The organism is Streptomyces sp. bgisy027, from assembly GCF_057710365.1.
The window spans coordinates 1-1,278 of record NZ_JBYIVZ010000130.1 but is presented as its reverse complement, the minus strand read 5'-3'; the positions used below and the strand labels follow the sequence as shown (position 1 = coordinate 1,278).

Below are 1,278 nucleotides of genomic sequence, written 5' to 3'. Positions count from 1 at the left end.
AGAAGGTGTTGTCTTTCCGGACGTGATCGACACGTTTTTGCTGGTCGGGGATAGGAGTGGCGGTTCCGTGGGAGTGGTGGCCTGTCGGGTCGTCGTTCCCCGGGAGGTCGCGGATGCCGTCGGTTGTTGGGCTGCTGGAACAGCACGAGCTCGCCGCTCGGCGTCGAGTCGACGGACTGCGGGAGGAGGCCGACCGTATCCAGGCCGAGCTTGCCGCGGCCGAGCTGGAATGGCAGGAGTGGACGATCGCTCGCAGGCGGGTCGATACGGTGCTGGCTCCGGACGCCGGTGCCACCGCCGAGGCGGAGGTCACCGCGGATCCGCGGGATGCGCAGGTGCAGTCGACGTCTGGGGATGCGGCGAAGCCGAAGTCGCAGGTGCCGGTGTGGCGCCAGGGGCTGGCCTGGTCGGTGCTGTCGGTGGACTACCAGCGAATTCTCATGGCGCTCGAGGACCGGGCCCGGCTCCGTCAAGGGCCGTTGACCTGTCAGGAGATGGCCTCCGTGTTCGGCATGGATGTGGTGCCGGCGCGGGTGGAGGCGCTGCGGTCGAAAGCGAAACGCCTGGTGGCCCGCGGCTGGCTGGCCGAGCGGCAGCCGGGCCGGTTCACTCTCGCGGCAGGCGTGAGCGGGCCAGGCGACGGGTCATGAGCAAGGTCATCGACCAGTAGACCATCGCCTCCGCGCTGGTGGTCCGCCGCTCGAAGTCGCGCACCAGGCGGCGGCTTCGCATCAGATGGGCGAAGAGGCGCTCGACGATCCACCGCTTGGGCAGCACTACGAAGCCGCGCATGTCGTCGCTGCGTTTCACGATCGCCAGGACCAGCGCTAACGTGGCCAGGCAGTACTCGACGAGGCTGCCGGTGTAGCCGCCGTCGGCCCAGACCAGTTCCAGCCGGTGGTGCACGTCGGCGACCTGGCCGAGCAGCACCTGGGCGGCGGAGCGGTCGCCGGTGTCCGCGGCGGTGACCATCACTCCCAGCAGCAGGCCGAGGGTGTCGACCACGACATGCCGCTTGCGGCCGTTGACCAGCTTGCCGCCGTCGAAGCCGCGGCTGTCCGTTCCGACGACGGCGTCCGCCTTGACGGACTGCGAGTCGATCACCGCGGCCGTCGGCTGCGCGTCGCGCCCCAGCTCCTCGCGGACCTGTCCGCGCAACCGGTCGTGGAACTCCTTGACCAGCAAGTTGTCGCGCCAGCGGCGGAAGAATGCGTAAATGCGGTCCCACGGCGGGAAGTCGGCGGGCATCGCCCGCCACTTGATCCCGTTGTCCACTAG

2 protein-coding genes are annotated in these 1,278 nt (G+C 69.3%); one reads left to right on the top strand and one right to left on the bottom strand.

From position 1 onward, the window contains the following. Window positions 1-113: 113 nt before the first annotated feature. A complete protein-coding gene (locus AC3ETA_RS47710) occupies window positions 114-650 on the top strand; it encodes a hypothetical protein (protein ID WP_432199159.1) in 537 nt (178 codons plus the stop codon). Here the strand turns inward: AC3ETA_RS47710 and AC3ETA_RS47705 are convergent. Beyond that, window positions 607-1,278: IS5 family transposase (locus tag AC3ETA_RS47705; RefSeq protein WP_432199158.1), on the bottom strand; the 672-nt coding region annotated here is incomplete at its 5' end. The two genes, AC3ETA_RS47710 and AC3ETA_RS47705, sit on opposite strands and share 44 nt — an antisense overlap.

Bases quoted from the DNA above. Each gene is read 5' to 3' on its own strand.
- AC3ETA_RS47710 (WP_432199159.1), top strand. From the start codon at position 114: ATGCCGTCGGTTGTTGGGCTGCTGGAACAGCACGAGCTCGCCGCTCGG.